Annotated in this window: 23 protein-coding genes; 10 read left to right on the forward strand and 13 right to left on the reverse strand. The window is 66.7% G+C overall.

Annotated elements, in window-relative coordinates; genetic code table 11:
* Positions 1 to 70: 70 nt before the first annotated feature.
* The 5 genes from Q9Q79_RS19865 to Q9Q79_RS19885 form a co-directional block, all read right to left on the reverse strand.
* The gene (locus Q9Q79_RS19865) at positions 71 to 1,270 is read right to left on the reverse strand and encodes an ABC transporter permease (RefSeq protein WP_201861927.1); all 1,200 of its coding nucleotides are present in this window, start codon (positions 1,268 to 1,270) and stop codon (positions 71 to 73) included.
* Position 1,271: 1 nt separating this feature from the next.
* The gene (locus Q9Q79_RS19870) at positions 1,272 to 2,567 is read right to left on the reverse strand and encodes an ABC transporter permease (protein ID WP_012481605.1); all 1,296 of its coding nucleotides are present in this window, start codon (positions 2,565 to 2,567) and stop codon (positions 1,272 to 1,274) included.
* Between the two features lie 321 nt (positions 2,568 to 2,888).
* On the reverse strand, positions 2,889 to 3,104 hold the full coding sequence (locus Q9Q79_RS19875; RefSeq protein WP_012481606.1) for a hypothetical protein: 216 nt from the start codon (positions 3,102 to 3,104) through the stop codon (positions 2,889 to 2,891).
* Positions 3,101 to 3,754 (reverse strand): sigma-70 family RNA polymerase sigma factor, encoded by a 654-nt coding sequence (locus Q9Q79_RS19880; RefSeq protein ID WP_201861929.1) that lies wholly within the window; start codon positions 3,752 to 3,754, stop codon positions 3,101 to 3,103. Before Q9Q79_RS19880 ends, Q9Q79_RS19875 begins: the two co-directional genes overlap by 4 nt.
* A gap of 36 nt (positions 3,755 to 3,790) precedes the next feature.
* Positions 3,791 to 4,120 carry a hypothetical protein gene (locus Q9Q79_RS19885; RefSeq protein WP_005411618.1) on the reverse strand — a complete coding sequence of 110 codons (330 nt, stop codon included), beginning with the start codon at positions 4,118 to 4,120 and terminating at the stop codon, positions 3,791 to 3,793.
* A 168-nt stretch (positions 4,121 to 4,288) separates the two neighbouring features.
* On the opposite strand from Q9Q79_RS19885, the gene Q9Q79_RS19890 reads away from it, so the two are divergent.
* The 7 genes from Q9Q79_RS19890 to Q9Q79_RS19920 all read left to right on the forward strand — a co-directional run bounded on the left by Q9Q79_RS19890 (position 4,289) and on the right by Q9Q79_RS19920 (position 12,682).
* Complete coding sequence (locus Q9Q79_RS19890; RefSeq protein WP_099562692.1) at positions 4,289 to 6,658, forward strand: S9 family peptidase; 2,370 nt, start codon at positions 4,289 to 4,291, stop codon at positions 6,656 to 6,658.
* Positions 6,655 to 7,074 (forward strand): NUDIX domain-containing protein, encoded by a 420-nt coding sequence (locus Q9Q79_RS19895; protein WP_012481609.1) that lies wholly within the window; start codon positions 6,655 to 6,657, stop codon positions 7,072 to 7,074. Before Q9Q79_RS19890 ends, Q9Q79_RS19895 begins: the two co-directional genes overlap by 4 nt.
* A 30-nt stretch (positions 7,075 to 7,104) precedes the next feature.
* Positions 7,105 to 7,665 (forward strand): hypothetical protein, encoded by a 561-nt coding sequence (locus Q9Q79_RS19900; protein WP_111197056.1) that lies wholly within the window; start codon positions 7,105 to 7,107, stop codon positions 7,663 to 7,665.
* A gap of 34 nt (positions 7,666 to 7,699) precedes the next feature.
* Positions 7,700 to 8,821, forward strand: a complete 1,122-nt coding sequence (locus Q9Q79_RS19905; RefSeq protein ID WP_012481611.1) for a hypothetical protein — start codon at positions 7,700 to 7,702, stop codon at positions 8,819 to 8,821.
* 37 nt (positions 8,822 to 8,858) lie between these two features.
* Positions 8,859 to 10,472 carry a hypothetical protein gene (locus Q9Q79_RS19910; protein WP_201861931.1) on the forward strand — a complete coding sequence of 538 codons (1,614 nt, stop codon included), beginning with the start codon at positions 8,859 to 8,861 and terminating at the stop codon, positions 10,470 to 10,472.
* A gap of 54 nt (positions 10,473 to 10,526) precedes the next feature.
* Complete coding sequence (gene hemF / locus Q9Q79_RS19915) at positions 10,527 to 11,423, forward strand: oxygen-dependent coproporphyrinogen oxidase (RefSeq protein ID WP_201861932.1); 897 nt, start codon at positions 10,527 to 10,529, stop codon at positions 11,421 to 11,423.
* 95 nt (positions 11,424 to 11,518) lie between these two features.
* Positions 11,519 to 12,682 carry a hypothetical protein gene (locus Q9Q79_RS19920; protein ID WP_076739418.1) on the forward strand — a complete coding sequence of 388 codons (1,164 nt, stop codon included), beginning with the start codon at positions 11,519 to 11,521 and terminating at the stop codon, positions 12,680 to 12,682.
* Between the two features lie 42 nt (positions 12,683 to 12,724).
* On the opposite strand, the gene Q9Q79_RS19925 is transcribed toward Q9Q79_RS19920, so the two are convergent.
* Both Q9Q79_RS19925 and polA read right to left on the reverse strand, forming a co-directional pair.
* Entirely contained in the window at positions 12,725 to 13,204 is a 480-nt protein-coding gene (locus Q9Q79_RS19925; RefSeq protein WP_201861934.1) for a YetF domain-containing protein, read from the reverse strand.
* 340 nt (positions 13,205 to 13,544) lie between these two features.
* The gene (gene polA, locus Q9Q79_RS19930; RefSeq protein WP_076739419.1) at positions 13,545 to 16,319 is read right to left on the reverse strand and encodes a DNA polymerase I; all 2,775 of its coding nucleotides are present in this window, start codon (positions 16,317 to 16,319) and stop codon (positions 13,545 to 13,547) included.
* A gap of 98 nt (positions 16,320 to 16,417) precedes the next feature.
* On the opposite strand from polA, the gene Q9Q79_RS19935 reads away from it, so the two are divergent.
* Positions 16,418 to 16,702: a DUF2782 domain-containing protein gene (locus Q9Q79_RS19935; protein ID WP_005411628.1), complete on the forward strand. Its 285-nt coding sequence runs from the start codon at positions 16,418 to 16,420 to the stop codon at positions 16,700 to 16,702.
* 258 nt (positions 16,703 to 16,960) lie between these two features.
* On the opposite strand, the gene Q9Q79_RS19940 is transcribed toward Q9Q79_RS19935, so the two are convergent.
* A complete protein-coding gene (locus Q9Q79_RS19940) occupies positions 16,961 to 17,407 on the reverse strand; it encodes a universal stress protein (protein ID WP_005411629.1) in 447 nt (148 codons plus the stop codon).
* Between the two features lie 185 nt (positions 17,408 to 17,592).
* On the opposite strand from Q9Q79_RS19940, the gene Q9Q79_RS19945 reads away from it, so the two are divergent.
* Positions 17,593 to 17,739: a hypothetical protein gene (locus Q9Q79_RS19945; protein WP_005411630.1), complete on the forward strand. Its 147-nt coding sequence runs from the start codon at positions 17,593 to 17,595 to the stop codon at positions 17,737 to 17,739.
* 48 nt (positions 17,740 to 17,787) lie between these two features.
* Here Q9Q79_RS19945 and Q9Q79_RS19950 read toward each other — a convergent pair whose 3' ends face one another.
* The gene (locus tag Q9Q79_RS19950; RefSeq protein ID WP_043034430.1) at positions 17,788 to 18,342 is read right to left on the reverse strand and encodes a hypothetical protein; all 555 of its coding nucleotides are present in this window, start codon (positions 18,340 to 18,342) and stop codon (positions 17,788 to 17,790) included.
* Between the two features lie 255 nt (positions 18,343 to 18,597).
* Here Q9Q79_RS19950 and Q9Q79_RS19955 point away from each other — a divergent pair, with 255 nt between their 5' ends.
* Positions 18,598 to 19,224, forward strand: coding sequence for a hypothetical protein (locus Q9Q79_RS19955; protein ID WP_024957802.1), 627 nt, complete (start codon positions 18,598 to 18,600; stop codon positions 19,222 to 19,224).
* Between the two features lie 91 nt (positions 19,225 to 19,315).
* Here the strand turns inward: Q9Q79_RS19955 and Q9Q79_RS19960 are convergent, their stop codons facing one another.
* From Q9Q79_RS19960 to cls, 4 genes are all read right to left on the reverse strand, one after another.
* A complete protein-coding gene (locus Q9Q79_RS19960; RefSeq protein ID WP_049396047.1) occupies positions 19,316 to 19,642 on the reverse strand; it encodes a low molecular weight protein tyrosine phosphatase family protein in 327 nt (108 codons plus the stop codon).
* A gap of 170 nt (positions 19,643 to 19,812) precedes the next feature.
* Positions 19,813 to 22,005, reverse strand: a complete 2,193-nt coding sequence (gene uvrD / locus Q9Q79_RS19965; RefSeq protein WP_049396046.1) for a DNA helicase II — start codon at positions 22,003 to 22,005, stop codon at positions 19,813 to 19,815.
* Between the two features lie 9 nt (positions 22,006 to 22,014).
* Positions 22,015 to 23,436: an FAD/NAD(P)-binding protein gene (locus tag Q9Q79_RS19970; RefSeq protein WP_201861940.1), complete on the reverse strand. Its 1,422-nt coding sequence runs from the start codon at positions 23,434 to 23,436 to the stop codon at positions 22,015 to 22,017.
* A 45-nt stretch (positions 23,437 to 23,481) separates the two neighbouring features.
* On the reverse strand, positions 23,482 to 24,900 hold the full coding sequence (gene cls, locus Q9Q79_RS19975; RefSeq protein WP_005414897.1) for a cardiolipin synthase: 1,419 nt from the start codon (positions 24,898 to 24,900) through the stop codon (positions 23,482 to 23,484).
* Positions 24,901 to 25,084 lie beyond the last annotated feature (184 nt).

Raw genomic sequence — 25,084 nt, forward strand, 5'->3', positions numbered from 1 at the left:
GACGGGATGCGACCGGGTGACGCGCTGCTTCACTTTGTCGCAGGTGAAGCTGGGTGACAGGATGAATGGGCTACAGGGGCTTCAGCAGGGTCAAAGGCGGCTCCTTGGCGATTCGCAGGGCCCGGGGTACCAGTGCAGTCAAGCAGGCCGCCATCACCAGCACGACAGCGCTCGATATCGAGAACCACGGTGAACCGGTGATCCCGTCCTGCGGCGACCCTACCCACTGCAACGACAACGCGCCGAGCAGGGTGCCCAGCGTGGTGAACAGTGAAACCTCGAACATGATTTCGGCAAAGATCACGGATCCGCGAGCACCCAATGTCCGTCGAACCCCAATGGAGTGCCGGCGCTGATCAAGCCACGCGCCCACAACTCCAGAAACGCCGGCCATCAGCACACCGAGAACAACGGCGGTCATGACCGCGAGCACGGTCGTAGCGAAGCGATCAGCTTTGACGTAGGCGTCGCGATAACCCGCCAGCGTCTCGACACCGGCTGGATGCATGATCCGATAAGGCCGCTGCAGCGCATCGGCGGTGCGATCAAGCGATGAACGATCAACCTCCGACTTCCACTTCGCCAGATAATAGCGACTGGCGCCCATGGGAAGGCCCGGGAGCAGCACCCACTGCGAGTCCCGCTCATTGCCGCCTGGCGCCGGTCCAGCAACAGACGCAAATACGCCCACGATGACCCGGCTGCTGCCGGGGCCGAAATACAGGTGGCGGCCAACAGCATTCCCCGTTCCGAACAGATGGGCAGCCAGCGATTCACTGATCAGCACCACCGGAGCGCCTTCAATCGTGTCGTCCTCCGTGGCATCGCGCCCCAGGACGATTCCCGCGCCCAGCATCGCCAGCAAGCCAGAGCTTGCAGTTACAACGGGAACGCGATCACATCCAGCAACGTCTGCCGTGCCCGCGTTCATCGAATGCACCATGGCCGACTCACTGGTGCATACGCCGTATCGATGGGCTCTTCCCCCGAACGGAACAGCGTCGCTCACAACCGTGTCCTGAACACCGGGCAGCAGTGCTGCAGACAGGTCTGTCCGCAGCACTGCTTCATCCGCGCCTTCTTCGACATCAGAGACTCTGACCACACCAATCGATGCTGCCTCCCGGATGCTCCCGGCGTTCAATCTGGCGAAGCTGTCCAGCGCAGATTGCAGTGCGAACGCACATGCCAGGCTTGCAAGCGCTGCCTGCACTGCAAGCAGTGCGGCGCTTCCCAAATGTCGTCGGGTCTCCCTCATCGATTCGAACATTTCAGGCAGCCCCCTTCGCGAAGGCACTCGACAGGGAGCTGACCCTGCAGATTTCAAACGACGGGACCAATGAACAGAGCAACGTCGTGACGACTCCCAGGCCAGCGGCCATCAGCATTGCCCCAGCATGCATCGCCGTTATCGCGCTGGGCAGAACGTCTCCCGCAGCAACCACCCGGATTCCCAGCGTGTAGGTGACGACAGCGAGCACACTGCTTGCGGCTCCCGCCGCGATGGATTCCCACATGAGCTGGATGAACACGTCCCGACGTCGCGCTCCCAGTGCACGTCGTATCGCGAGCTCCCGCCGACGGCGCCCCAGACTGAAGCTCAGCAGCGCCGCCGCGTTGACGATGCACACACCGAGAAGGATCAGTGACAGCCGAAGCTGCATCCTGGCCCGCTCCGGAACCAATCCCAGCCTATCCAGCCACTCCATCAACGGCCAGAGTGCCACCTGCTGGGTGCCTGGTTCGATCCGAAGGCCCTTTGTCTGTGCATAGGCATCCAGATTCGCCCGGTAGGCGGCGACATCATCCGCGGTGGGCAGCCACGCCCACAATTGAAGCCATGACACGTTGGCTCCTGCAGGGTCCGTGTCCTGGTCACCCCCCCAGATCGCCGTCCCGTCCACAACAGTCAGCCTGTCCGCGATTGCGGTCTCAACCGGCAGGTAGATCTCGTCAGGTTCCACAAACGGCCGCCGTGTGAGATCTCCCTGAAACATCGGCACCGGATGCCAGTCCTCCGCGACACCCACAACAGTGTAGGTGCGCCTGCCCAGTTCCAACCGATGACCAACACAGTCCTGCGCACACTCGCGCTCGGCGAGCGCACGCGACAGGACCACTATACGACTCGCAGCATGCCCCTCCTCGGCGGTCCATGCGCGCCCTTCAACAACAGCAATGCCAAGAACACTGAACACTTCGGACGTTGCGAACCTCGCACGCAGCCTTGCGCTGGCGGCTCCCGGCCGGGAGAGCGTCACCGCCCCGCCCGCCATGGCGGCCTGCTTCCACGACCTCCCCTGGCCCAGAAGCGCCTTCGCATCCGGCCAGGTCAGTGCCTGTCCCGGATCCGGGGAACCACTGCGCAGAGCATCTGGACGCGCATCAAGGTACGGGCGGAACAATGCGGAGCTCCGGCCCGGCGCGGGATCCGACGATGCCTGGAGAACAATGGAGAGCATCACGGTCGTGATCCCCACCCCCGCACCCAGCATGAGAGCGATTGCCAGATGAGTGCCGATCCGTTGCTTGAATCGGGCAAGCGAAAGCTGGATGTAGTAGAGCATCATCCAATTGCATCCGGCGTTGGATTACTGGCGCACCTGTCCATGTGATTCTCACTCCATACCCGTGGAAGCTGATGGTTGAGAGTCTCTGATTGTGAAACTCCGACTCAAGCGGAGGCATGGAGTTTGCAACTTTCCTCAGGAAACACACGTAGCTCGCGGACCCTGGATAGAGCGACTGCCACTGATGACGAGGCCGACGTGACGGAGTCTGACGGGAAAGACCAACTGCCGACGTGGAGACAACGCCCGACGCTTGGATATCTGATCGGAAGTTGGAGGAAGAAGCGTCCCAAAGCAGTTGCGGGCGTCAATGTTCTTCTAGACCCAGAAGTACCAGGCCGCTGCAGCCAGCAGTGCGCCAAACAACAGCACCTGCACCACCACATAGCCCACGCCACTGTCGCGTGACTCAGCGGCAATGCGCTTCTGCAGCGCGTCACTCACATCCGGCGTTTCTTCCCGCTGCACCTGCTCACGCAACGCCTGCGCCAGCGCGCGCTCTTCCGCATCACGAGGGTCGGTCGATGGGTTCACAGCAGTTCTCCGGCAGTGGCATGCCGCGTCAGTTCCTGCTTCAGGACCTGGCGCGCGCGGTGCAGGTGGCTCTTGATGGTACCGCGTGCCAGTCCGGTCACCTGCTCGATTTCGGCCAGATCGAAATCCTCCAGGTAGTGCAGGCCGACGATCAGGCGCTGCGGTGCACTCAGCCGTTCCAGCGCCGCGCCGAGCTGGCGCCCTACCTGCAGCGCCTCGCTCAACTCAACCGGGCCCGGGCCTTCATCGCCGACACCCAGTTCCTCCGGCACCTCCACCGCCACCATCCATTGCGCCTCCAGCCGCCGCCGGCGCAGGTGCTGCAGCGCCGTGGTGTAAGCGACCCGGGAAACCCAGGTGCGCAGCGAGGATTCAAAACGAAACCGGTGCAGCTGGCGGAACACTGCCAGGAAGGTCTCCTGCAGCAGATCGGGCACTTGGTCGCGGTCGCCGACCATGCGCCCGATCACTTGCGCGCAGGTGCGCTGGTGGGTTTCAACCAGTTGCGCGAAGGCCGACTGCGAGCCATCGATGATGGCCCGCACCAGGGCCTGGTCCGCGTCGAGCGGCTCGGCGGGCGGTGCCGCCGATACTGCATCGTGGCGGCGACGGCCCCGCAGCGCCGACAGTGCTTCGTCGAGCAGGCTCATCTACGGGGCGCCCCCTGTGCCCGTGGCACGCCTGCCTCAGCCCTTGCGCGCAGCAGGACGGGTGAAGTGCCAGGCCAGCAGCTGGCCCAGGCCGGCACTGCCGACCAGTGCGGCGGCGGCGCCGAAGGTCAGGTCACGGGCACCCATCGCTTCCAGCAGGGCCATGGCCAGCGCCAGGCAGACCAGGCTGATGCCCCAGCGCAGCGCGCCCTGGCGGCGGCGCTCTTCTTCCAGCACGGCCAGCGAGCGGATCACTTCCTCGGGCACGTGCGGGGCCACCAGCTTGCTGCGCGCGCGGGCATCGGCAATGGCGTGGATCGCGTAGGCGATGCAGATGAAGAGGGTGATCGGGATCAGTTCCTGCATGGTCGGGCTCCTGTTCGGTGGATGATGCGGGTTCAGGAGAATGGATGCGCGAGGCCGGCCAGCGGTTGCACTACTTTGCCAATCCCGCTGCCATGACCTGTGGCCCCTGCCCCCGGCCCTTGCGGCTGCTACGCTTGGCCGGTTTTCCTCTACTGGTGCCGTCCGCCCATGTCCCGAGTGCTGCCCCTGTCCCTCCTGCTGTCGGCCGTGCTGGCCGCACCGGCCGCGCATGCCGCGCCGACGCCGATCACCATCGAACAGGCCATGGCCGACCCGGACTGGATCGGTCCGCCGGTCGAGAAGGCCTGGTGGTCGTGGAACAGCCAGCAGGTGGAGTACCAGCTCAAGCGCAACGGCAGCCCGGTGCGCGATACCTTCCGCCAGCCGGTGGCCGGTGGCGTGGCCGCGCAGGTGGCCGATGACCAGCGCGGCACCCTGGACGTGGCCGAGCCGGTCTACGACCGCAGCCGCAGCCGCAGTGCCTTCGTGCGCAATGGCGACGTGTTCGTGCGCGACCTGCGCAGCGGCGCGCTGACGCAGCTGACCCGCAGCAACGAGCGCGCGGGCAACGTGAACTTCGCCGCCGACAATGGCGTGATCTGGCGCGTCGGCCAGAACTGGTTCCACTGGACCGCCGCCAGCGGCGTGCAGCAGGTGGCCAGCCTGAAGGCCGAAAAGGATCCGCGTACACCGCCGAAGGCCGACGTGCTGCGCGACCAGCAGCTGCGCACGCTGGAAACCCTTCGCCGCGACCGTGACCAGCGCGAAGCACTGAAGGACCAGGACCAGCGCTGGCGCCAGGCCGACCCGACCCGCGCGCCGGGCCCGGTGTACCTGGGCGCCGACGTGGAGATCGCCGACAGCGTGCTGTCGCCTGACCTGACCCACCTGGTCGTGGTGACCAAGCCGAAGGACTTCGATGACGGCCGTGGCGGCAAGATGCCGCTGTACGTGACCGAGTCGGGCTACGAGGAAACCGAGGACACCCGCACCCGCGTCGGCCGTAACGGCTTCGAGCCGCACACGCTGTGGTACGTGGACGTGCGCACCGGCAAGGCCGAGAAGGTTTCGCTGGCCGGCCTGCCGGGCATCAGCACCGATCCGCTGGCCGAGCTGCGCCGCAAGGCCGGCAAGGACGCGCTGAAGGGCGAGCGCAGCCTGCAGGTGATGAGCGACTTCATGGGCGGTGGCATCCGCTGGAGCCCCGATGGCCAGCAGGCCGCGGTGATGCTGCGTGCCAACGACAACAAGGACCGCTGGATCATCAGCGTCAACGCTGCCGACGGCCGCGTGCAGAACCGCCATCGCCTGACCGACAACGCCTGGATCAACTGGGGCTTCAATGATTTCGGCTGGATGGCCGATGGCCGCACGCTGTGGCTGCTGTCGGAGGAATCGGGCTTCTCGCACCTGTATACCCAGTCCGGTACGGCCAAGCCGCAGGCGCTGACCAGCGGCAAGTGGGAAACCTCGGCGCCGGTGCTGTCGGCCGATGGCAAGGGTTTCTACTTCCTGTGCAACCAGCAGGCGCCGCATGACTACGAAGTCTGCGCGGTCGATACCGGCAGCCGCCAGGTGCGCGAGCTGACCAGCCTCAACGGCGTGGAAGACTTCTCGCTGTCGCCGGACGGCCAGCAGCTGCTGGTGCGCTACTCCGGCGCCTACCTGCCGGCGCAGCTGGCCGTGCTGCCCAGTGCCGGTGGCCAGGCGCGCGTACTGACCGACACCCGTACCGCCGACTACAAGGCACGCCAGTGGATCCAGCCGAAGCTGGTGGCAGTGCCGTCCAAGCACGGTGCCGGCGTGGTCTGGGCCAAGTACTACGAGCCGGAAAACAAGGAACCGGGGAAGAAGTACCCGATCGTGATGTTCGTGCACGGCGCCGGCTACCTGCAGAACGTGCACCAGCGCTACCCGGCCTACTTCCGCGAGCAGATGTTCCACAACCTGCTGGTGCAGAAGGGCTACATCGTGCTGGACATGGATTACCGCGGCAGCGAGGGCTACGGCCGCGACTGGCGTACGGCGATCTACCGCAACATGGGCCACCCGGAACTGGAAGACTACAAGGACGGCCTGGACTGGCTGGTCGACACCCAGCAGGGTGACCGCGACCATGCCGGCATCTACGGTGGTTCCTACGGCGGCTTCATGACCTTCATGGCCCTGTTCCGCTCGCCGGGCACGTTCAAGGCCGGCGCCGCGCTGCGCCCGGTGGTGGATTGGCACCAGTACAACCACGGCTATACCAGCAACATCCTCAATACCCCGGACATCGATCCGGAGGCGTACCGCGTGTCCTCGCCGATCGAATACGCGCAGAACCTGCAGGACAACCTGCTGATCGCCCACGGCATGATGGATGACAACGTGTTCTTCCAGGACTCGGTGAACCTCACCCAGCGCCTGATCGAACTGCACAAGGACAACTGGTCGATCGCACCGTACCCGCTGGAGCGCCACGGCTATGTGCGCGCCGATTCCTGGCTGGACCAGTACAAGCGCATCCTCAAGCTGTTCGAGCAGAACCTGAAGTGAGCAACGCCGCGGCCACGATCCACATCGTGGCCGCGGTCATCCTGGATGACCGCGGCCGGGCGCTGGTGGTGCGCAAGCACGGCGCCAGCCGCTTCATCCAACCGGGCGGCAAGCCCGAACCCGGCGAAGCGCCGCTGCAGGCGCTGGCCCGCGAACTGGACGAAGAACTCGGTGTGCAGTTGTGCGCCGATACCGCCATCGCGCTGGGCACCTTCGAGGATTGGGCGGTGAACGAGCCCGGCCATCGCGTGCAGGCACAGGCCTGGTGGGTGCGGGTGGACGGCACGCCACAGGCATGTGCCGAGATCGCCGAACTGGCCTGGGTGCCGCTGCAGCCGCCGCATGGCCAGCCCTTGGCACCGTTGAGCGAACACCATATCCTGCCGGCCGTCGCCACCCGGGTGACGGCCCGCTGATCGCGCGGGCACCGATTGCAAGGACACCGGATGTCAATGTCGATCCCGCCGATTCCCTCGCTGGTCCAGCCGACCTATCACGCCTGGGTGCGCCCGATCGCACACGCTTCGTTCTGGCTGTCGCTGCTGCTCACGGTGTACTTCGTGATGCAGGGGCTGCTGCTGTGGCCGCTGCGCAACCTTCCGATCTGGCATCTGGTTGAGAGGGAAGTACAAGACCAGCACCTGCACAGCCTGACCTGGCTTTTGGCGCATCCGGTGGCCGCGTCGATGATTGCCGCGCTGCTGTGCCTGGCCTCGACGCTGGCCAGCTGGGGCCTGCTGCGCGAGCGCAGCTGGGGCCTGTGGAGCTTTGTGGTGATCCTGCTGCTGAGCGCATTGGCCAACTTTGCGATCGCCGGCTGGTTGGACGTGTTCATGCGTGACGTCATCCCGTTTCTCTCCGACGACGCCGTCCTGCAGCAGGAACTCCATCTGAAACGCTGGTTGATCACGCTGACCGTGGTGGCCATGTCATTGGTGCTCCTCGGCCTGCAGGGCTGGCTGGCCTGGCGCCTGTTGCGGCCGGACCTCCGCTCGCGCTTCCACTGAGCCCCCCCCTTTCCCGCACGACAAGGACCGTCGCTTGCGCTTGCCGACCCTTCTCCCCGCATTGCTGCTGTTGACTGCGCTGCCTGCCAGCGCCGACGCGCTGCAATGTGGCGAATACCGCAGCGCCGATGGCGGCATGGCGCTGGTGTTCACCAGTCCCGGCAGCGGCTACCACCACGATGATGGCAGCGAGCCGCAGCCGCTGTGGGTTGATCGCGGTGCGGCACAGACGCGGTTGGTCATGCTCGACGATGGCGTGGCGCAGCCGATCCGGATCAGCGCCGATGGGCAGCGCATCGAGCACGACGGGGTGGTGCTCTACATCCTGCGCCAGCCCCGCGCCTGCGCCAGCGAGCCCAGCGCGATGGACGGCAGCTGCCGCGCCGCCGGCAGCCACTGCGTTGCACGGCTGCCCACGGCCTCACCCGGCCAGGCCCAGCGTGCGTGCAGCGAAGGCGTTGGCGCGGGCTGCTCGGCGCTGCTGCGCCAGCTTCGCGATGGAACAACCGTAGCCGGCAGCGATGACACCAGCCCCGCGCGCTTCGAACGCCCGCCCATCTGCCGCGAACACACGCCCGGCCATGACCCGCAGGCCTGCGAGACGCTGACCGGCGATGCGCTGGCCGCCGCCATGCAGAAGGTCGGTGAACGCCTGCAACAGGAAGACGAAGACATGCCGGATTCACCGCTTCCGGCCGCTGCACGCGATCGCCTGCAGCAGTTGTGCCTGCAGCAACGTGGTGGCCGCTTCTGCGTCGAAGTAGCCGCACAGCAGCTGATCGCGCTGGAGCCCGCATTGGCGGTGCAGGCGCTGCAGGTGGTCTGCGATGCCGGCCGCGCCAGCGCCTGCGAACGCATCGCACCGCTGCGCGGTCCCGGCGCCGACCTGCGCCTCGTCCCGGCCCAGCAGGTGCCCTGCGGCCGCTACCAGGCCGATGGAGGCGTGATCGACAGGCTCGACTTCGGCGATGGCACCCGGGCCCGCCTGCAGAACGGCGCCATCCACATGCAGCAGAACGGCGAAACCCTTGTGCTGCGCCAGCTCGGCAACGGCGATCTGCTCGGCATGGATGCGCAGACCGCCTACCAGCGTTACCAGCCCGTGCCCGGCACGGCAGAATGTACGCCCCCGCGCGAGGGCCCTGGTTCGCCGTAGCGCCTGGAGTTTCCCGTTCGATCGTCAAGGAGACGACATGCATTCACCCGCACCGCGCCAGCGCTGGCTGGCCTGGGCGTTGCTGCTGGCCGCACCGATGGCCGCCGCACAGTCACCACAATGCGGCCTGTTCAAGGCCGACGAAGGCAGCAGCACGCTGCGCATCAGCTCACCCAACCGTGGCGAGCAGAAGCACTTCGGCAGTGCGCCGTCTCCGGTCGCGTTCCAGCAGATCGACGGAAAGCTGCAACTGGTGAACCTGGAACATGGCCTGCCCAGCGCGCTGCAGGTGCGCGACCGTGGCGGCACGGTCGAGGTGGATGGCACGACCTACATCCTGCTGGCCCCCGAACAGTGCGCCGCCGCAGCCACACCGGCTGAAGGCAGCTGCCTGGCCAATGCCGTGGCCTGCCTGGACAACCGTCACGAAGCCACTCCGGCCGCGCTGGAAGCAGGGTGCCGGGAAGGCGTGCCCGGCATGTGCCTGCAACTGGCTGATCGTTGGCATGAGGAGGCTAAACCTGTCGTCGAAGCCGATCCTGTCCAGCAGAAGGCGGCCCTCGACGCCGCCCTGTCCGGTATCAAGCTCCCCGCTGCCTGTGACAACGGTGGCTTCGAACAGGAAACCCCGGCATGTGCCGCCGCGCTCGAGGCCGACCCCGCAGTGCAGGCGCAGCTGGTCAAGGCCGCGATGACGGCAGCCATGACCGAAGCCATGGTGACGATGACGGCGCCGACCGTGCCGGTGATCATTCCGGCTGAGCGGCGGCAACAGTTGTTGCGGCTGTGCCGCGAGGTAGCGCATGGCGGCTTCTGCGAGCGGGTGGCCGAACTGTCCTGGGACGCGGGAGATCCCCTGCTGGCGGTGCAGGCGCTGGCTGCGGCCTGTACACCGGGCAACGACACCGCCACCTGCGAGCGTCTGCCGGCGTTGCAGGCGCTGGGCGCATCATTGCAACCGCAACCGGCAACGGCCCTGCCCTGCGGCAACTACCGGGCCGATGGCGGTCTGATGGACACGCTGGACTTCGGTGACAACGGCCTGGTCGGCGTTGGCTGGAACAGTCATCTCCGCGCCCGCGTCGAAGAGGGCGACATCCGCATCCGCCACGACAGGGGCGGCGACTTCGTGCTGCGTCCGCTGCCTGGCGGCCAACTGCTGGGCCTGGATACCTGGACCCGCTTCCAGGTGTTCACCCCGACTGGCGATGGCCCGGGCCGCTGCAGTGTACCGAAGCAGTACACCGTGCTGCCGCTACCCCAGGATTGCCCGCAGGCGCTCGCTACCGGCGGGGCGGAAGCCTGCTGCGCGCAGGGCAAGCTGCAGGGCTGCAACATGCTCGGCAACCGCCTTGCGCTGTCCGGGCACTGGCTGCAGGCCGCCGAGCACTTCACCACGGTCTGCCGCGCCGGCGTCCGCGAGGGCTGCGAGAACCTGGTCACGGCCCAGGGCAACGATGCCGAGGTGGATGCACATGCACTGCTGGACCGGCTGTGCAAGGCCGACCGCAGTGGCCTGCACGTGGCCTGCGACGTGCTCGGCACCCAGAACTGGGAACTGATCGATCTGGGCCGCGCGCTGCAGAAGGCGGCCGATGACGCGGCATCAGACGACACCCCGCCGCCACGCCATTCCAACCGCAAGCGCTGAGCCGGCCAGGGCCTGTCCGCAGCTTCGGGCGGGCCCTGCGGTAAAGTACGCGCCATGAACGAATTCGAGCGCGTGCGCGCCTACCTCACCGACCTGCAGGACCGCATCTGTGCGGCGATCGAGGCCGTCGATGGCCGGGCCCGCTTCCAGGAAGACCTGTGGCAGCGTGCCGAGGGCGGCGGTGGGCGCACCCGCGTGCTGCGCGACGGCGCGGTGTTCGAGCAGGCCGGTATCGGCTTTTCCGATGTGTCCGGCAGCCGCCTGCCGCCGTCGGCCTCGGCCAACCGCCCGGAACTGGCCGGCGCCTCCTGGCGCGCCACCGGCGTGTCGCTGGTGTTCCACCCGCTCAACCCCTACGTGCCGACCACCCATGCCAACGTGCGCTTCTTCCAGGCACAGCGCGACGGTGAAGTGGTGGCCAGCTGGTTCGGCGGCGGCTTCGACCTGACCCCGTTCTATCCGTTCGACGAGGACGTGCAGCACTGGCACCAGGTGGCACGCGATCTGTGTGCTCCGTTCGGCGACGAACGCTATGCCGCGCACAAGCGCTGGTGTGATGAGTACTTCTTCCTGCGCCACCGCAATGAAACGCGCGGCGTCGGCGGGCTGTTCTTCGACGACCTGCACGGCGACTTCGAGCGCGACTTCGCTTATCTGCGTGCGGTCGGCGATGGTTTCCTCGACGCCTACCTGCCGATCGTGCAGCAGCGCAAGGACGCCCTCTATGGCGAGCGCGAACGCGAGTTCCAGCTGTACCGCCGCGGCCGCTACGTGGAGTTCAACCTGGTCTACGACCGCGGCACGCTGTTCGGCCTGCAGAGCGGCGGCCGCAGCGAGAGCATCCTGATGAGCCTGCCGCCGCGGGTGCGCTGGGAGTACGGCTTCGTCCCGGAAGCGGGCAGCGCCGAGGCGCGCCTGGCCGACTATCTGGTGCCGCGCGACTGGCTCTGATCTTCCGGCGCCACGCCTGACCCGTGGCGCCCTCTCCTGCCTGTGGTGCGCCCCGCACCGGACAGGCCCTGCTCACTTCCTTCAAGGATGACCCCATGCCCGCTGCTGTTTCCCCCCGCCCTCGCGCTGCGGGCTGGCGCTCCCTGCTGTTGCTTGCATTGGCCTCGGCCAGCCTGCCGGCCGCCGCTCAGTCGATGGCCTGCGGCACCTACAAGGACAGCAACGGCAACACCACGCTGACCCTGGAGAGCGAAGGCCACGGCTTCCTGTCCGGCCCCTACCAGGCCACCGAGGAGCTGCGCATCGCCCGCCAGGAAGACGTGCTCGGTACCGGCAACCTGTCCACGGGCCAGCTGGAAAACTGGTACTTCTCGGACAACGACCGCACGATCAGCACGCCCTATCGCGAGTTCACCCGTGAGCACGCCGCCGCCTGCAAGACGATGCCGCAGCCCGTCGAGGGCGGTTGCGTGATGAACACCTCCGAGTGCCTGGAGGCGCTGCCAGAGGCCGCACCCGTGAAACTGCACGCCTGGTGCGCCGAGGGCGTGGGCGCAGCCTGCATGCGCCTGCTGGAGACCTACCAGCAGCAGGCCAAGGACGCAGCGCCCGGAAAGGAAGAACCGCCGATTCCCGAGATCTGCAGGGAGGAGCTGCCCTCGTTCGACGCCGAGGGTTGCATGACGGCAGCCAAGGAGATTGCCTCGGAAATGATGGGCAAGGCCCTGCTCGGCCTGCAGCATTCCGTGGATGCGCCTCTGCCACCTGCACAGCTTGATGAACTGATCGACCTTTGCCGCGTGCAACAGGGCGAAACGTTCTGCGCCGACACCGCCGAAACCTTGTGGAGCAGTGGCCGCCTGCAGGAGGCCCGCGATGCGCTGCAGCGATCCTGTGCACAGCGCGCGGATGCCCCGGCCTGCGGTCCGGCCAAAGACCTTGCCGTTCTCGCCAGCGCCCCCGCGGCAGCGCTCACGCCGGTGCCGGCCGCCGCACTGCCCTGTGGCAGCTTTGAAGCCGAGCGCAGCGTGCTGTCGCAGCTGCGTTTCCTCGAGGGTGGTGTGGTTGAGGCCGGTGGCCGCGAACAGCCACTGCGGGCAAGCCTGCGCGATGGCCGCATCCTCATCCACCGCGATATCGGCAGCGACTTCGTGCTGCAGCTGCTGCAGAACGGCAACCTGGTCGGTATCGACAGCGGCAATCGTTTCGCCTATTACGAGCGCAAACCGGCGGCCGGCACTACCCGCTGCACACCGTGAATGATGCGCTGTAGCGCCGAGCCCATGCTCGGTGCTGCACGATCAGGTGCCCTTCCGCGGAAGGATGGTGATGTGCCCGGTCGTCTCCAGCAGGGCGATCTGCACATCCTCGATCCGCAGGCCACCCTGCTGGCGCAACGCAGCATCGAAATCGGCCCGGCTGATCAGTTCGCGGCGAAGAACACCCTCCAAAAGCCGGCCATCGCGCGCGATTACGGTAGGTTCTCCTTCGATCATCCGCTCCATGCGTCGATTCCGGGTGGTCAGCCAGCCCACCCCATAGTTGAGCAGGATGAGGGTCGCGGCCAGCAGCAGGCCGCCGCCCAGCGAGGTATCGGTGCCCAGCAGCACGTTCTGCACCGCATTGCCCAGCAGCACGATCAACAGCACGTCGAAGGGCGTGATCTGCCCTAGAGCCCGCTTGCCGCCAAGCCGGACCATGCCCAGCACCACGACATAGACCACCACCGCGCGCAGGATGAACTCCCACCAGGGCATTGCCAGTGCAAACAGATCGGGCATGGCCTTCCCCTGTGGAACGGTAGCCCAGCCTAGCACCAAGGATCTGACCCCATCCCTGGTGCTGCGGCGGCACAAATAAAAAGCCCCGCTGACCAGGGGGAGGTCAACGGGGCCGGGGAACGGGCACTTGGGGAGGAGTCCCCGTTCCGAGATCTGCTCCAGGGGATGGGAGAGATCCACAACAGGCGTTGCGCCTGTCGAGAGTTATAGAAGCACTCCGAACACTAACGGTTCGTGAAGGGGCCCAATTTAATGAACCTCGATCAGGACAACATTCATGATCGAGTCAGAAACCTCTGACGAATGAACGAATTCACGTCGTTTTCGGCCTGAAATGCCCTCAGTGCGCTTCGTCCCAGTTGTTGCCGACGCCGGTATCGACCACCAGCGGCACCCGCAGTTTGGCCGCTTGCGACATGCGCTCGACCACCTGCAAACGCAAGTCTTCAACGAAACTGCTTTCGGTTTCGAACACCAGTTCATCGTGCACCTGCAGGATCATCCGTGCCGGTGCGCCGCTGTCACGCAGCCACTGGTCCACGTCCACCATCGCGCGTTTGATGATGTCGGCGGCGGTGCCCTGCATCGGCGCGTTGATCGCCGCGCGTTCGGCACCGGCGCGCAGGCCCTGGTTACGTGCATGAATGTCGTTCAGGTACAGGCGACGACCAAACAGGGTTTCCACATAGCCCTGGTCGCGGGCCTGCTGGCGCATCCGCTCCATGAAATCGCGCACGCCCGGGTAGCGGCTGAAGTACAGCGCCACGTAGTCCTGCGCCTGGCCACGGTCGATGCCCAGGTTGCGGGCCAGGCCGAAGGCGCTCATGCCGTACATCAGCCCGAAGTTGATCGCCTTGGCGGCGCGGCGCTCGTTCGGGGTCACTTCCTCCAGCGTGCGCCCGAACACCTCGGCGGCGGTGGCACGGTGCACGTCGGCGCCCTGCTCGAAGGCACGCACCAGGCCCGGGTCCTCGGACAGGTGGGCCATGATCCGCAGTTCGATCTGCGAATAGTCGGCCGCCAGCAGCTGGAAGCCCTCCGGCGCCACGAACGCGCGGCGGATGCGACGGCCGTCCTCGGTGCGGATCGGGATGTTCTGCAGGTTCGGGTCCGACGAGGACAGGCGGCCGGTGGCGGCTCCGGATTGGTGATAGCTGGTATGCACGCGGCCGGTATCCGGGTTGACCATCTCCGGCAGCTTGTCGGTGTAGGTGCTGCGCAGCTTGGCCAGCCCGCGGTACTCCAGGATCACGCGCGGCAGCTCGTGCTGGTCGGCAATCGCCTCCAGCGCCTCTTCATTGGTGCTGGGCTGGCCCTTGGGGGTCTTCACCACCGCCGGCAGCTTCAACTCGTCGAACAGCACCGCCTGCAGCTGCTTGGGCGAATCCAGGTTGAAGCTGCGCCCGGCCAGCTCGGTGGCTTTCTGCTGCGCGGCCAGCATGCGCGAAGACAGGTCCTGGCTCTGCCGGCGCAGTTCGTCGGTGTCGACCCGCACGCCGTTGGCTTCGATGCTGGCCAGCACCGGCACCAGCGGCATCTCGATGCCGCGGTAAACGCTGTCCAGCGCCGGCTCGGCCAGCAGCTGCGGCTGCAGCGCGTGGTGCAGGCGCAGGGTGATGTCGGCGTCCTCGGCGGCGTAGCGGCTGGCCTCGTCGATGCCCACCTGCGAGAACGGAATCTGCTTGGCGCCCTTGCCGGCCACCTCCTCGAACTTGATGGTGCTGTAGCCCAGGTAGCGCAGCGCCAGCGAATCCATGTCGTGGCGGGTAGCGGTGGAATTGAGCACGAAGCTCTCGAGCATGGTGTCGTCGTGGTAGCCCTGCACCTGCACGCCGTGGCGGCGCAGCACGTGCAGGTCGTACTTGCCGTGCTGGCCCAGCTTCTTCTTCGCCGGGTCCTGCAGCACCGGGCGCAGCGCGTCCAGCACCTGCTGCATCGGCAGCTGGGCCGGCGCACCCGGGTAATCGTGGCCGACCGGAATGTACGCCGCCCTGCCCGGCTCGACGGCCAGGCTGATGCCGACCAGGCGCGCACGCATCGCGTCCAGCGCATCGGTTTCGGTATCGAAGCTGATCAGGTCGGCCTGCTGCAGGCGTTCGACCCAGGCCTGCAGCTGCTCGGCGGTCAGCACGGTCTCGTATTCACCCGGCGCGGACAGTGCCGGATCCAGCGTGCCAGCGGCGGGCGCCTCGACGCTGCCACGCGCGAAGCCGGCCGCAGTGCCGCGCAGGCTCGGGGTCGCCTCGCTGGCGGCCACCGGTGCCGGCACCGGCGCGCCCAGTTCCTTCAGTGCCTGGGTGAAGCCGTAGCGCGCATACAGCTCGGTCAGCTCCGGCACGTCCTGCTCGCGCAGGGCCAGCGTGGTCGGGCTGGCGTCCAGCGCCAGGTCGGTGCGGATGGTCACCAGCTCGCGGTTCAGCGGCAGACGCTCCAGCGCGGCGCGCAGGTTTTCGCCGATCTTGCCCTTCATGGTCGGCGCGGCCGCCATCACCCCATCCAGGTGCTGGTACTCGGCCAGCCACTTGGCAGCGGTCTTCGGCCCGCACTTCTCGACGCCCGGCACGTTGTCGACCGCGTCGCCCATCAGCGCCAGCAGGTCGATGATCTGGTCGGCGCGCACGCCGAATTTCTCCATCACCGCCGCATCCGAATCCATGCGGCTGCCGGTCATGGTGTTGACCAGCTCGATGCCCGGGCGCACCAGCTGGGCGAAGTCCTTGTCGCCGGTGGAAATGGTCACCTTCAGGTCCTGCGCCAGGCCCTGGAGGGCCAGCGTGCCGATCACATCGTCGGCTTCCACGCCGGGGACGCGCAGGATGCTGATGCCCAGCGCCTCGACGATGCGGCACATCGGCTCGACCTGGCTGCGCAGCTCATCGGGCATCGGCGGGCGGTTGGCCTTGTACTGGTCGTACAGGTCGTCACGGAAGGTCTTGCCGGGCGCATCGACCACGAACGCGACGTAGGCCGGGCGTTCCTTCAGCGTCGAACGCAGCATGTTGACCACGCCGAACAGTGCGCCAGTGGGTTCACCCTGTGCATTGGACAGGGGCGGCAGCGCGTGGAACGCGCGGTACAGGTAACTGGACCCGTCGATCAGGACTAATCTGCTCATGCGCCGATTCTACGCGCCCGTGCCTGCACCGCGACGACACGGCACGCACCTGGCGATGGGGCATAATCAGGGCTCTCTCCAGGCAAAGGCCCCCGCCGATGAAGACCCTGATGCTGGCTTCCCTGCTCCTGCTCGCTGGCTGCGCCAGCATGGGTGGCGCAGGTGCTCCCCCGGTGGACGTCAAGGGCGCCGATGTCTCCAAGCGCACCATGGACAACGGCGATGTCATCGAGGAATACCGTGTGTCCGGCCAGCTGCGCATGGTCAAGGTGACGCCATCGCGCGGTGCTCCGTTCTACATGTACGACAAGAACGGCGACGGCCGTTTCGACAACGACAAGGACGGTGTGTCGCCGGTGTACTGGAAGCTGTACAGCTGGTGAGGTGACCGGGGTCGGATCCCTCTCCACAGGAAAGGGCTCTGACCCCTCAAGGCCATCGGCACGGCCCATCCACGCATGGCGTGGATCTATCGGGACAACGAACGTGGATCCACGCCATGCGTGGGTGACCGCCTATCAGTAGATCCACGCCATGCGTGGATCCGCCCCCCGATCCCCGACAAAAAAGCAACGCCGGCGCGCATCCTGCGGCCGGCGTCGGGTCCCCTCCCCGGGAACGCTTGAATCAGTGGGTGTGGATCAGCGGATGACCAGCACCGGCAGCGTGCTGCGTGCCAGCACTTCGGCGGTCTGGCTGCCCAGCAGCACGCGGGTCACGCCACGGCGGCCGTGCGAGGTCATCACGATCAGGTCGCTGTTGCGCTCGCCGGCGGTCTCGATGATGCCGTCAGCCGCGTAGCGGTCCAGCACGTGCACCGGATTGGCGGTGATGCCCTGCTCGGCCGCCTTGGCCAGCGCCGGCTGCAGCACCTTCTGCGCACCTTCCTCGCGGTCGGCCTTGTACTCCGGGCTGTTCATGTAGCCCACGCTCCAGCCCATGGCATCGTACATGCCGACGGCCCATGGCTCGGAAACAGTCACGATATCGACCTCGGCATTGAGGTCCTTGGCCAGCTCCAGGCCCTTGGCCAGGCCCTTGTCGGCCAGCTCGGATCCGTCGGTGGCAATCAGGATGCGCTTGTACATGGTGGGGCTCCGTAGCGATCTGCCAGATGGGAACGACACCATTGCACACCGGATGTGCAGGCCGTGCCTTGAGCAGAATCAATCCGGCGCCGCGCATTGGCGTGTGCGCACCGCCCGCTTGCACGCACCGGTCGGGCGGCGCATGCTCGGCGGGCGGCGCACTGCCGCGCCCAAGGACGACCGACATGCAGGACAACAAGCCGCCCGTCTGGAGTTCCCAGAAGTCCATCATGGTTGCCGCGATCATCGCCTTGGCGGTGCTGTTCGGCGGCTACCAGATCGGCAAGGACATGGCGCTGCGCGACAACGCCCGGCAGTCAGCCGGCCGATAACCTGCTGCCGTAGAGTCGAGCTTGCTCGACTCTACAGCGCCCCTACCTTCAGGCGATCTGCACCACGCGTGCGTTCTGGCACAGCGGATAGCTGCCCACGAATCCGGCAATCGCATCACGCATCGCTTCGAACGATTCGCCGTACATGTACAGCGCGGTTTCGGTCGGGCCCTGCCACCAGCTGCAGATCTCGCCCAGGCCGTCGATGTTCTCCGACAGCTGTTCGAACACGTGGTTGGAATCGCACTGCTCGTAGACTTCGTCCGGCAGGTTCAGGCCATCCAGGTAGATGCCCAGCCCCTCGGTCACGCCGAAGCTGCGGTCGGCTTCACCCGCGCCCTGCAGCTGCGAACCCTTCGGTGCACCCAGCTGTTCCAGCAGGTCGATCAGCTTCGGCACGCCGTCCGCATCGACCAGCGCCACTTCGATGTCGCCGTACTCGACTTCACCGAGGTCGGATATTGCAGTGCCACCACCGGTCAGCTCGCCCACCTGGGCCGCCTGCAACAGCGCGTCGAGCGGGTCCTCGAACAGTTCGTGACGATGCTCGGGCTGCAGCCGGGCGTTCAACTTCACGGTGACGTGCAGCGTGGGTTCGGTCATGGGGGCGTTCCTGGAGGATGTCAGGCCCCATTGTAGAGTCGAAGGGAGCGGCAGGAGCCGCTGCCAACGTCGCTTGCGACCGCCCAAAGGGTGCCGGTCAGGACGACCGGCATAGCCATGCTCGACTGCATTTTGCTCGTCCCAGTAGAGCCACGCCTATGCTCGGCTGCCCCGCTGTGACCAACGCCACTCCCGCTGCCTGCGAGCCACGCGATAATGCGCGTCGCAAGGACACCATTCCAACAGGGGGAATACATGAAGTCGATCATTGGTCTTTCGCTGCTGCTGCTCCTCACCGGCTGCGGCATCCGCACCGAAGTGGTGCGCGTGAACGTGCCCGATATCCGGGTGAATCCCGAAGAGGGTCCGGTAGTGGTGGTGGGGCCGGTGCGCGACGTCCGTCCGGTCTATTACCCGGAAGTTGCGGCAGCCGACCGTGCGAAGAACATTGCCGGGGTGGTTCGTCAAGGCAACGGCGTCCTTGTCTCCATCGAGTCCACCACAGCGGCGGACAAGACACGCGCAATCATGATCCAGGCATTGCGAAACATGGGCTATCGCACCGCCGATCAGTGCGAAACCTCATGTACGCAACTGGAGGCCTCGCTCACCGATTTCTCGGTCAAGATGCCGGCGAACTTCTTCCGGATGGTGTCATCCACACAACAGATGCTGGCCGACATTTCGGTGCAGGTCGTTGCGCGGAAGGAAGGCCAGACCCGTACCTTCACCGCCACCGGGCATGGCGCGAACATCTTCCAGGTGCCATCACGCGAGAACTGGGAAATCGCACTGGAGCGCGCGGTAAAGAGTTTCACCAGCAGCCTGCAGCAGTCGATGTCCGAACAGGATGCGACGGCCGGTTCAAAGGCGCAGGACTGACGCTCTGTCTTTCTGGTAGACCCGAGCCATGTTCGGCTGCCTTTCCCGCCAGAAGCAGCCGAGCATGGGCTCGGCTCTACACCACCAACGCTCAACGCAGGAACGGCGCCACCTTGCGCTTCAGCAACTCCACCAGCACCGGGTCCATGTAGTCGTAGTCATCCGGGATATCCAGGCAGATCACCCGCTTGTCCTTCAGCCACGGCTTGTAGCGGCTGGACAGCCGGTTGCGGTGAGCACGCTCCATCACGAACACGATATCGGCCCACTGCAGCAGCTCGGGGCTGAGCACTTCCTCGGCATCGGCCAGCAGCCCGGCCGATGCGGTTTCGATGCCCGGCCACTCGGCGAACACCTGCTCGGCCGTCGGGCTGCGCAGGCGGTTCTGGCTGCAGAGGAAGAGCACGTTGCGGGTCATGGCTGCAGCGTATCGGGGTCGGATCCCTTTTCCAACGGAAAGGGGCTCTGACCCCATACGTGTAACGTCCAACCGCTTTTGTAGAGCCGGGCCTATGCTCGGCTGTTCTTCCCCGCCAACAGCAGCCGAGCATGGCTCGGCTCTACAGGGATCCCGCCCCCCGACGGTGATCAGATCACCGTCAGGTTGGCGTAGGCCATCACCAGCCACTTGCTGCCGGCGTCGGCAAACTCGACCTGCACGCGGGCGTGGGCGCCGCTGCCTTCGTAGTCGGTCACCATGCCTTCGCCGAACTTGGGATGGGTGACCAGCGCGCCGAGCTTGACCGGCGGCGCCTCGATCGAGGCATGGCCCATCACCCGGCTGGCACCCATCGAGGCCGGCCGCGAGACCTGTACCTTCGGGCGCACTTCGTGCAGCAGTTCGCGCGGGATCTCGCGCAGGAAGCGCGACGGCAGGCTGTAGTTGTCCTGGCCGTGGATGCGGCGCGACTCGGCATAGCTCAGCACCAGCTTCTGGCGCGCGCGGGTGATGCCGACGTAGGCCAGGCGGCGCTCTTCCTCCAGCCGCCCGCTTTCCTCCAGCGAACGTGCGCTGGGGAACAGGCCGTCTTCCATGCCCGCCAGGAACACCAGCGGGAATTCCAGGCCCTTGGCCGAATGCAGGGTCATCAGCTGCACGCCGTCCTCGCCGGCCTGCGCCTGGCCTTCACCGGCCTCCAGCGCGGCGTAGGCCAGGAACGCGACCAGCTCGTCCATGTCCTCGCCCACTTCCTCGATGTCGTCGGCGCGGCGCACGAAGCGCGAAGCGACCGAGACCAGTTCGTCGAGGTTGTCGGTGCGCGATTCCGAATCCAGCGAATTGCGGCTTTCCTTGCTCCAGTGCTCGCGCAGCTGCGAGCGGGCCAACACGTGGTCCACGCGCTCGGCCAGGGTCATGTGCACGGTCTGCGCCTGCAGCTCGTTGACCAGCCCCAGGAAGCCGGCCAGTGCATTGCGCGCGCGTGCGGCCAGCGCGTTGCCCTGGGTGACCAGCATCGTTGCTTCCCACAGCGAGATGCCCTGCGCGCGCGCCTCGCGGCGCACTTCGTCCAGCGTGCGGTCGCCGATGCCCCGGGTAGGCGTGTTGACCGCGCGCTCGAAGGCGGCGTCATCGTTGCGGTTGGACAGCAGGCGCAGGTAAGCCAGCGCGTCCTTGATTTCGGCCCGTTCGAAGAAGCGCATGCCGCCGTACACGCGATAGGGCACCTGTTCGCTCAGCAGCGCCTCTTCAAGCGCGCGCGACTGTGCGTTGCTGCGGTAGAGCACGGCCACTTCGGTGTAGCTGCCACCATCGCGTACCCACTGGCGGGCACGCTCGACGATGTAGCGCGCCTCGTCCATCTCGTTGTACGCCGCGTACAGGTCGATCGGTTCTCCGTCGCCACTGTCGGTCCACAGCTGCTTGCCGATGCGATCCGGGTTGTGCGCGATCACCGCATTGGCAGCGCCGAGGATGTTGGCAGTGGAGCGATAGTTCTGTTCCAGGCGGATGGTCTGCGCACCTGGGAAATCACGCAGGAAGCCCTGCACGTTCTCGACCTTGGCGCCGCGCCAGCCGTAGATGGCCTGGTCATCGTCGCCGACCACGAACACGTGGCCGGAATCGCCGGCCAGCACGCGCACGAAGGCGTACTGGATGGCATTGGTATCCTGGAACTCGTCCACCAGGATCTCGCGGAAGCGGGCACGGTAGTGCGACAGCAGCGCCGGGTTGTCGCGCAGCAGTTCATGGGCGCGCAGCAGCAGCTCGGCGAAGTCGACCAGGCCGGCGCGGTCGCAGCGTGCCTGGTATTCGATATAGGCCTGGCGCATGGTTTCCAGCCACGCATCATGCGGCTCGGGCTGGATGTGCTGCGGGCGGCGACCCTCATCCTTCTGTTCGTTGATCCACCAGGCGATCTGCTTGGCCGGGTACTTGCCGTCGTCCAGTTCCAGCGCCTGCACCACGCGCTTGACCAGCCGCAGCTGATCATCTGAATCCATCACCTGGAAGCCTTCGGGCAGCTTGGCGTCCTGCCAGTGCAGGCGCAGCAGGCGGTTGGCCAGGCCGTGGAAGGTGCCGATCCACATGCCGCGGCTGCCATTGGGCAGCTGCGCGTCGATGCGGTGGCGCATTTCACCGGCCGCCTTGTTGGTGAAGGTCACCGCGAAAATGCCGTGGGTCGGCACGCCTTCGACTTCATGCAGCCAGGCGATGCGGTGGGTGAGTACGCGGGTCTTGCCGGAACCGGCACCGGCCAGCACCAGGTGGTGGCCGGGGGGAGCGGAGACGGCTTCGCGCTGGGCCGGGTTCAGGCCATCAAGCAGGTGGGAGACATCCATGCCCCCATTTTACGGCATCGCCGTCGCGGCTCCTGCGACCACCTGGGTGGCCAGTGCCTGCGCCTGCTGACGCAGTTCAGGCACCGCCAGACTTTCCCACAGGCTGCCGATGCGCAGGCTGCCGAGCACGCCCAGCCGCGCCTGTGGCTGGCCACCGGCGGCACACAGGCGATCGCCCGGCACCGTGCTGTCCAGGCCCAGCCCATGCGGGCCGGGGCGGGCCAGGCCATCGGCCTGCAGCTGCTGCAGCAGCGGGTTGCGCAGCGCACTGGCGCGGGTTTCCACGCCGGTAGCGTTGATCACGCCGCTGATCGTCCACTGCTGTTCATTGCCGGTGGCATCGCGACCCGACAGCCGCAGGGCATCGCCTTCGCGGCCGACGCGTTGCAGGCGGGATCGGTGGATACGCAGTTGGCCGCTTTCGATCAGCGCCTGCAGCTGTGCGTCGACCTCTTCGGCGATGCGGTGGCGATGCACATCCCAGTAGCGCACCACATGGCGCAGGAAGCGGCGCTGGTCGGCCGCGTCGAGGCTGCACCACAGCGCCTGCCCGTGCGGACGGATACGGTCCATCACGCCCTGCCACGGCAGGCCGTCGGCCTGTGCCTGGCGTGCGAACCCACGCAACGCGCGCAGGCGCTGGCGCAGGTTCATCGGCAACAGCGTGGCCGGGTCGAACGTGGGCAGGCCGCCGTGCGCATGCGGCAACGGCAGCAGGCCGTGGCGCGAGATCACGTGCAGCGGGCCGGTGTGGCCGGCAGCGACCAATGCCAGCACGGTGTCGGCCATGCTCAGGCCGGAGCCGACGATGGCCACGGCCTGCTCGCCGGCCAGGGTGCGTACGCCGTCGTAGTCCCAGGCCTCGATCACGTCATCGGCGGGCAGTGCCTCGGCACCGGCCACCGGCAGCGGCCGCATGCTGTTGCCGGTGGCCAGCACCGCCTGCGCGGCGTGCAGCGTGCTGCCATCGCCGAGTGTCAGCTGGTAGCCATGGTCATCCGGCTGCAGTCCCAGCACCGGCTGCGCGATCACCTGCAGCTGTGCCGGGCTGGTCGCAGCGGCCTCCTGCAGGCGCTGCTGCAGGTAGGCAGCAAAGTAGTGGCGGCACACATAGCGCTCGCCCAGCACCTCGCGCGCCTCGCCCGGGTAGGCATTGGCGGCCATCAGGTAGTCGAGGAAATCGCCGGGCTGGTCGGCAAACGCACTCATCTTCGCCGCCGGCACGTTCAGCAGATGCTCCGGCCATGGCGTGGCATAGGCGATGCCCTGCGCCAGCTGCGAGGCGGGTTCGAAGATGGCCAGCGCCAGCGGCGCCTTGGCCTGGCGCAACGCCTGGATCGCCACCAGCACCCCGGCCGCACCACCACCGATGATTGCCAGGTCCAGTTCGCCATTACGCGGTGAATCAGTCATGTGCCGATTGTAGGCCATCGGCGATGACGGGCCGGATTGCCGGAATGGGCGGCCGGCATTGCTTCACATCAACGCATCGGCCAGCCGTGCAATACCTTCGCGGCTGCGCCGCCACGTGGGACGGCTGCGCCACTGCTGCAGGTCCAGCTGCCGCGACTCGCGCAGGTAGCCGTCCTCGATCGCGCACAGCTGCTGGACCAGCGCGCGGTCGTAGCAGATCAGGCCGATCTCGGCATTCAGCGCGAACGAGCGGATATCCATGTTGATGGAGCCGAGCACGGCGATGTCCTCATCCACGCTCATGTGCTTGGCGTGCAGGAACTGCGGCTCGTACAGCGCGATGCGCACGCCACAGCGCAGCAGTTCATCGTAGTAGGCCTCCTGCGCCCACGACGTCAACCGCTGGTTGTTGCTGGCAGACAGGATCAGCTGCACCTGCACGCCGGACAATGCGGCGATACGCAGCGCACTCAGTGTGGCTTCGTCAGGTACGAAGTACGGGGTGACCATCACCAGCCGGCGTCGCGCCAGGTGGATCAGCGCGGCTACCGCGTCGCGCGCGTTGCTGTACGGGTAGGCCGGGCCGCTGGGCAGCAGCTGGGTGGCGATGTCGTCGCCGCATTCGGGCACATCGGTGATCACATCTAGGCGCTGGCCGGTCTCCATGTACCAGTCGCTGGCGAATACGGCTTCCAGGTGCGCCACCGCCGGGCCGCGCACGCGCGCCACCAGTTCGCGGTTCGGGTGGCCCGGCACGAACTGCGGGCCCGCCAGGTTCTGCGAACCGACATAGGCCACTTCGTTGTCGATCACCGCGATCTTGCGGTGGTTGCGCAGGTCCATGCGTCCGCTGCGACGCCAGCGCAGGCCACCGGGCAGCATCGCGCGCACTTCGATGTCGCGCGCCTGCAGGCGCTTGCGATAGGCGCGCAGGCCACGCTTGGCGCCCACCGCATCGAGCAGCACGCGGCACTGCACGCCACGCGCGGCGGCACGCTGCAAGGCCTCGACAATGGCCTCGCCGACCGCGTCGTCGAACATCAGGTAGTACAGCAGGTGCACGCGGTCTTCGGCCTGGTCGATGTCGGCGATCAGCGTGTGCAGCGACTCGTCGTAGTCGGTCAGCAGATCGACGGCGTTGCCGTGCACCGGCATGAAATCGCCCTGGCGCTGCACCAGCGGCACGATCTCGGCGCTGGCGGTGTCGGGCTGTGGGGTCCAGCGCAGGCGATGCTGCAGCGCCTGCTCCTCACGGATCACCTGCGAGGCCTCGGCCTGGCGGCGGATGCGCTCGCGCGACAGCCACGGATGGCCGAACAGCAGGTACAGCGGCAGGCCCAGCAGCGGTACGAAGCCGACCAGCAGCAGCCAGCTGCGCGCCGCGCCGGGCGTGGTGCGGGTGGGAATCCAGCACAGCGCGACCAGCCGGATCAGCCAGTCGATCAGCAGCAGGTAGGAACCCAGCAACCACTCGAACAGCATCGTGTCGCCCGTCGGGAGGTGATGGGCCATTCTGCCCACCGGCCCTTGTAGAGTCGAGCCGCGCTCGACTGCGTTGAAGCAGCGTGCCAACCAAGGTTGGCACCTACCGGGGGGTGGAGGGAGTGTGCCGACCAACGGTCGGCACCCACAGGCGCCCACCACGGGAACATCGGGCATGAAAAAA

The sequence above is a fragment of the Stenotrophomonas sp. a6 genome (assembly GCF_030913325.1).
In the GTDB taxonomy this organism is placed as follows: domain Bacteria; phylum Pseudomonadota; class Gammaproteobacteria; order Xanthomonadales; family Xanthomonadaceae; genus Stenotrophomonas; species Stenotrophomonas maltophilia.

Bases quoted from the DNA above. Each gene is read 5' to 3' on its own strand.
- Q9Q79_RS19970 (WP_201861940.1), bottom strand. From the start codon at position 23,436: ATGGCCTACAATCGGCACATGACTGATTCACCGCGTAATGGCGAACTG.
- Q9Q79_RS19865 (WP_201861927.1), bottom strand. From the start codon at position 1,270: ATGTTCGAATCGATGAGGGAGACCCGACGACATTTGGGAAGCGCCGCA.
- Q9Q79_RS19900 (WP_111197056.1), top strand. From the start codon at position 7,105: ATGTCAATGTCGATCCCGCCGATTCCCTCGCTGGTCCAGCCGACCTAT.
- Q9Q79_RS19910 (WP_201861931.1), top strand. From the start codon at position 8,859: ATGCATTCACCCGCACCGCGCCAGCGCTGGCTGGCCTGGGCGTTGCTG.
- Q9Q79_RS19925 (WP_201861934.1), bottom strand. From the start codon at position 13,204: ATGCCCGATCTGTTTGCACTGGCAATGCCCTGGTGGGAGTTCATCCTG.
- Q9Q79_RS19935 (WP_005411628.1), top strand. From the start codon at position 16,418: ATGAAGACCCTGATGCTGGCTTCCCTGCTCCTGCTCGCTGGCTGCGCC.
- Q9Q79_RS19885 (WP_005411618.1), bottom strand. From the start codon at position 4,120: ATGCAGGAACTGATCCCGATCACCCTCTTCATCTGCATCGCCTACGCG.
- Q9Q79_RS19960 (WP_049396047.1), bottom strand. From the start codon at position 19,642: ATGACCCGCAACGTGCTCTTCCTCTGCAGCCAGAACCGCCTGCGCAGC.
- Q9Q79_RS19880 (WP_201861929.1), bottom strand. From the start codon at position 3,754: ATGAGCCTGCTCGACGAAGCACTGTCGGCGCTGCGGGGCCGTCGCCGC.
- Q9Q79_RS19920 (WP_076739418.1), top strand. From the start codon at position 11,519: ATGCCCGCTGCTGTTTCCCCCCGCCCTCGCGCTGCGGGCTGGCGCTCC.
- Q9Q79_RS19940 (WP_005411629.1), bottom strand. From the start codon at position 17,407: ATGTACAAGCGCATCCTGATTGCCACCGACGGATCCGAGCTGGCCGAC.
- Q9Q79_RS19870 (WP_012481605.1), bottom strand. From the start codon at position 2,567: ATGCTCTACTACATCCAGCTTTCGCTTGCCCGATTCAAGCAACGGATC.
- cls (WP_005414897.1), bottom strand. From the start codon at position 24,900: ATGCTGTTCGAGTGGTTGCTGGGTTCCTACCTGCTGCTGATCGACTGG.
- Q9Q79_RS19955 (WP_024957802.1), top strand. From the start codon at position 18,598: ATGAAGTCGATCATTGGTCTTTCGCTGCTGCTGCTCCTCACCGGCTGC.
- polA (WP_076739419.1), bottom strand. From the start codon at position 16,319: ATGAGCAGATTAGTCCTGATCGACGGGTCCAGTTACCTGTACCGCGCG.
- hemF (WP_201861932.1), top strand. From the start codon at position 10,527: ATGAACGAATTCGAGCGCGTGCGCGCCTACCTCACCGACCTGCAGGAC.
- uvrD (WP_049396046.1), bottom strand. From the start codon at position 22,005: ATGGATGTCTCCCACCTGCTTGATGGCCTGAACCCGGCCCAGCGCGAA.
- Q9Q79_RS19950 (WP_043034430.1), bottom strand. From the start codon at position 18,342: ATGACCGAACCCACGCTGCACGTCACCGTGAAGTTGAACGCCCGGCTG.
- Q9Q79_RS19890 (WP_099562692.1), top strand. From the start codon at position 4,289: ATGTCCCGAGTGCTGCCCCTGTCCCTCCTGCTGTCGGCCGTGCTGGCC.
- Q9Q79_RS19945 (WP_005411630.1), top strand. From the start codon at position 17,593: ATGCAGGACAACAAGCCGCCCGTCTGGAGTTCCCAGAAGTCCATCATG.